Genomic DNA, 4,514 nt, shown 5'->3' with positions numbered 1-4,514 from the left:
GTGATCCGTGCCAATAGCCGCTTAAGTTCCAAACAGAACGAAACACTACACTAGTGCGCGTGCCGGTGGAGTGGGCGATGGCATAGCCCTTGCCGATCGCGGTGACGAGGCCGGCCTTGCCTGAAGGCTTGCCCTGCCAGTTGCCGAAGCCGACACCGCCCTCGAAGTGATAGACCAGCTTGCGGTTCCACAGGCTGGTGTCGGGGTGTTCCGGGTCTTCGCCCAGTGGCGCCAGCATCACGTACTGGTAGATGAAGCGGTTGATGGTGCCACGTTCCCAGCGCACGATGAAGTCCACCGTGCGTCCGTCGTCCAGCGTGGTCGTGCCCATGTCGGCCGGGCGCGTGCCGTTGGTCGGCAGCGGCTTGTACGAACTGCTGCCCGTCGGCACGTAGTAGTAGGTGACGTAGGACTCGATCGAGCAGTCCTTGCTGTAGCCCACCGTGTTGCCGCCCGCGCGCACCGCGAAGTACTTGTCGTCGGTCGTGTCGACCAGGGGCTCCTTGCCCAGCTGATCCGTGACCGAGCACACGAAGGGCTCCTGGTGCGGGCCGGAGAACATCGGACCGGTGATGGGATGGTTGGTCAGCTTGAGCGACGCCACCGTGCCGCGCCGGGGATGGCGCACTTCCAGTGTGTTCTCGCCGTCCGCCAGGCCGGACACCACGCCTTCCAGGGTGGTGCCGCTGGACTGCAGCGCGGGCGTGACCCGTACGCCGTTGAGCCACATCTGCAGCGCATCGTGCTCGGCCTGCGGGGCCTGCACCGCGATGCGGGCGTCGCCGCCAGAGACATACTCGGGCGCGCTCGAAAGCACCTGCAGCGAAATCTTGACGGGCGCTTCGCTGCCGCCACCACCGCCACCGCAGGCAGCGAGCAGGGCGGCGCCAAGGGCGCAGGCCGTGAGGTGTTTCCAGGATCGCATGGGTTGGAGTCTCCTTTTCTTGGGTTGCGGTCGTTGCCCGTCGGCTGCATGCCGGCGCCGCACTTCCGTGCTGCCGCGCTGGTCCCTCCCGGGCGAGCTGCTTGATCCTAGCGGGCCCCCGCCGCGGCAACAAGTCAGAAAAAAGGAGCGCTTCTGTCAGAAAAGGATGACATGGCGCGAACGGTGCGCGTGCGCCGCTTCATCCGGACCGGCATGCGCATGACGACTGACCGATGACTTCGCTGCGCTTCGATGCCACAGTCGTCGCGCCTCGTGCCGGCGCCAGTGGGTGTCCGTTCTCATGTCGCTTGACTGCAAGGCGGCATCAGTTGCGTCACCGCACTCCACGCGACCCGCGACACTTGAAACGACGTGCCTGTGATGGCCGCGGAGCAGGCCCCGCCAGAGTCATCCCTGGTCGTGACCTTCCTGGCCACGGGATGCGTTGTTGTCCCTGGGGCTGAGAGGTCCGTGCCGCTCCAGGCCTGCCTGCGCCGGTCTGGATGGGCCGAAGGGCCGACGTGCCGGGCGCGGCGAGCGAGTGGTACGCAGCATCACAGGGAGCGTCGTTTCAGTCCACCAGCCGATGGTGCACGGCGTACTGCACCAGTTGCGCATTGGAGGCCAGCCCAAGCTTGTCGAGGATGCGCCGCCGGTAGGTGCCCACCGTCTTGACGTTGATCGCCAGGCGCTCGGCAATGGCGGTCAGCGAGTCGCCCGCCACGATCATGTCGAGCACCTGGGCTTCACGCGCCGACAGTCGCTGGTGCGGGTTCGGCGCCAGCGCGTGGTCCTGCGTGTTGCCCAGCAGCGCTTCGGCAATCGACGGCGTGACGAACTTGCGTCCCCGACGCACGCTGCGGATGGCGGCGATCAGGTCGCTCACCTCCATGTCCTTGGCGACGTAGCCCTGGGCACCGTTGCGCAGGGCGCGCAGCGCGTACTGTGGCTCCGAGTACATGCTGAGCATGATGATCTGCAGGGCCGGAAAGCGGGCATGGATCAGGCCCAGCAGATCCAGCCCGCTGCGGTCGGGCAGGTTGATGTCCAGCAGCAGCAGGTCGATGGCGCCGGCCTCGATGCGCGCCAGGCCCTGGCGCCAGTCGCCGGTTTCGTCGACCGCAGCGACTTCGGACAATTCCTGCAGCACCTTGCTCAGGCCGGTGCGAAAGATCGCGTGGTCGTCGATCACCAGCACGCGCGCGCCCGCGCCGGCGCTCTTGGTGCGGCAGCCTGCCGCGACGGCTCCGTTCATGACAACTGCAGCGGGTTCTCGACGATCGGGGCGTCGAGCAGGACGCGCGTGCCGAAGCCGGGCGCGGCCTCGATCGTCAGCGTGCCGCCGATCTCGCGTGCGCGCTCGCGCATCGAGATCAGGCCCAGCGAATGCTGGCGCGCATCGGGGCGAAACGGGTGGTCGCTGGCGAAGCCCTGGCCGTCGTCGGCGATTTCGAGGCGGAAGTCGTGCGTGCCGCGCACGAAGCGCACCTCGACGCTGCTGGCGCGGGCGTGGCGCGCGACGTTGGTGAGCGCCTCCTGGACGATGCGAAACACGGCGGTGGCGCGCCAGCGCGACAGCGGCAGCTCGAACTCGCGCGGCTGCAGTTGCACGCGCAGGCCCGAGCGTTCGCCAAAGCGTTGCAGATGGCCCGCGATGGCGGCGCCCAGGCCGAGGTGGTCGAGCGCCTGCGGCCGCATCGACTCCGACAGCTCGCGCACGTTGCCGATGGCCTCGTGCAGCAGGGCGTTGAGATCGGCCGCGATGCCGCGGATCGCGCCCGAGCGCGAGCGCCGCGCGATGCGGCCGACATCGAGTTTCATCGAGGTCAGCAGCCCGCCCAGCACGTCGTGCACCTCGCGCGCGTATTCGGCGCGCTGGCGCTCGCGCATGCTCTGCAGGTAGGTGGCCAGTTCGCGGTATTCCTGGCGCGACTGGCGCAGCTGTGCGTCGCGCTCCACCTGCTCGGTGACGTTGACGCCGACGCCGACCACCGCCGGCCGGCCGCGAAAGCTGCGGGCCTCGCCGTGCACCTCGATGTAGACCACGCGGCCGTCGCGGTGCAGTCCGTGCGAGATGAAGCGCATGCTGCGGACCTCGCCCGAGATGCGGCGTCGGTAGCGCTCCATCACCTCGCCCACGTAGTCCGGCGCCACGCAATCGCGCAGCGGCCGGTTGATCGCCTCGGTGGCCGAGTAGCCCGCCATCGCGGCAAAGGTCGCGTTGGCGTACTGGAAGGTTTCATCCTGCAGGATGTAGATGCCCGCCACCGACTGCTCGACGATGCCGCGAAAGGGCACCGACTCCAGGTCGAACGGCTCGGCCGTTTGCTCGTTGGCCATTTCTTCTTCTCTCGGCTTGGCGACGCCCCCGGCGCCGTCCTGTCTCCCATGGAACCGGGGTTCCCGCTGCGCTGATTATGCCGACGGCAACGCGCCCGCCGCAGCAGCCGGGCCATGTGCGCCGCCAGTCCGATGGGTGCACGTCACCCACAGGGCATGGGCGCGGCGTAGGTGGAGGCGCTCTTGAGCCACCTGACGGTCGACCGGCAGGTGGCGGACTCGACGCAGGATCTGGCCAAGGCGGTGCTGCAGGTGGATTTGCGCTCGGTCGATGACGCGGCGCAGGCCAGGCGATCGCGCCGCGCCGGGCGGCGGTCGGTCGATGCGAATGGAGGTGGCCGTGGTGGCCTTCAGGGATGCGATTGCCCTGCAGCGCAGGTTCACCGCAATCGTGGTTGCTCGTGGTTGCTGTGCAGGCGATGAGTTTTCGGGTGAGGGTTGCATGTCAGTCCTCAACCTGGGTCACCGCGACTGGTCGTGGACGGCCCGCCCGGCACCGGGCGCTGGGTCAAGCGGCCCGTGACGTACTTGTGCAGCACGCTGGCGATCAGGGTCTGGCAGGGAACGCCTTCTTCCAGGGCCTTGACCTGGATGTCGGTCAGATCGCTGGAAAACAGGGGAATGCTGGAGCGGCGTCCCTTCAGCGCCGGGGCGCGCGGCGGCCTTGATCTTTTCCGGTTCGGCCTGGGTGGCAACCGACTTGGGCTGACCTTGCCCGAAAGCCAGCGGCAGTTCGCGTTCGTCTCGGTCAATCCTGGTGGGCATTTTCATCACCTGCGCTGAGGCAGTCCCGCGTCGCCTTGCGGCTGGGGATGGTGCTTTCCAGGAAGCAGCAGTCGTCCTGCTCGAAAAGCGGCACGAGGTGGACGTGGTGGTGGTGGGCGGGTGCCGGAGCCAGTACGATCGGCGCGTGGCCGGCTCGGGCGTTGGGGCGTTGATGTGGTCCGACCTGATCCCGCTTTCGGGCACTTGTCCTTGCTGCTTCTGCCTGCCCTATCTTGACCAAAGCATCCGCGCACGCTGCCACCCAGCCCCTGGCCGAACGCCTGCGCCCGCGCACGCTGGGCGAGGTGGTGGGCCAGCAGCACCTGCTGGGGCCGGGCATGCCGCTGCGTATCGCATTCGAATCCGGGCGGCCGCATTCGTGCATCCTGTGGGGGCCACCGGGCACGGGCAAGACGACGATCGCGCGGCTGATGGCCGATGCGTTCGACGCGCAGTTCATCGCCATCAGCGCGGTGCTGGGCGG

At 68.1% G+C, this 4,514-nt stretch carries 6 protein-coding genes; 2 read left to right on the top strand and 4 right to left on the bottom strand.

All coding sequences use genetic code 11. The features are described 5' to 3' along the window. The 3 genes from PKA16_RS15645 to PKA16_RS15635 form a co-directional block, all read right to left on the bottom strand. On the bottom strand, positions 1 to 925 hold a 925-nt coding region (locus PKA16_RS15645), incomplete at its 3' end, for a DUF6351 family protein (protein ID WP_324404593.1). Between the two features lie 571 nt (positions 926 to 1,496). Further along, a complete protein-coding gene (locus tag PKA16_RS15640; protein WP_324404591.1) occupies positions 1,497 to 2,180 on the bottom strand; it encodes a response regulator transcription factor in 684 nt (227 codons plus the stop codon). Beyond that, the gene (locus tag PKA16_RS15635; protein ID WP_324404590.1) at positions 2,177 to 3,265 is read right to left on the bottom strand and encodes a PAS domain-containing sensor histidine kinase; all 1,089 of its coding nucleotides are present in this window, start codon (positions 3,263 to 3,265) and stop codon (positions 2,177 to 2,179) included. The genes PKA16_RS15640 and PKA16_RS15635 overlap by 4 nt, the downstream gene beginning before the upstream one ends. Positions 3,266 to 3,448: 183 nt before the next feature. Between PKA16_RS15635 and PKA16_RS15630 the strand changes: the two genes are divergently transcribed. After that, on the top strand, positions 3,449 to 3,688 hold the full coding sequence (locus tag PKA16_RS15630) for a hypothetical protein (RefSeq protein WP_324404588.1): 240 nt from the start codon (positions 3,449 to 3,451) through the stop codon (positions 3,686 to 3,688). Between the two features lie 29 nt (positions 3,689 to 3,717). Here PKA16_RS15630 and PKA16_RS15625 read toward each other — a convergent pair whose 3' ends face one another. Next, the gene (locus PKA16_RS15625) at positions 3,718 to 4,017 is read right to left on the bottom strand and encodes a hypothetical protein (RefSeq protein WP_324404586.1); all 300 of its coding nucleotides are present in this window, start codon (positions 4,015 to 4,017) and stop codon (positions 3,718 to 3,720) included. Between the two features lie 246 nt (positions 4,018 to 4,263). Here PKA16_RS15625 and PKA16_RS15620 point away from each other — a divergent pair. Further along, positions 4,264 to 4,514: AAA family ATPase (locus tag PKA16_RS15620; RefSeq protein ID WP_324404584.1), on the top strand; the 251-nt coding region annotated here is incomplete at its 3' end.

This window comes from Ottowia sp. (genome assembly GCF_035325765.1).
Lineage (GTDB): Bacteria > Pseudomonadota > Gammaproteobacteria > Burkholderiales > Burkholderiaceae_C > Ottowia.
This window is presented reverse-complemented; position numbering and strand designations above follow the sequence as displayed.

What these genes read in the sequence shown, in the direction of transcription:
- PKA16_RS15640 (WP_324404591.1), bottom strand. Translation starts at nt 2,180, where the DNA reads ATGAACGGAGCCGTCGCGGCAGGCTGCCGCACCAAGAGCGCCGGCGCG.
- PKA16_RS15635 (WP_324404590.1), bottom strand. Translation starts at nt 3,265, where the DNA reads ATGGCCAACGAGCAAACGGCCGAGCCGTTCGACCTGGAGTCGGTGCCC.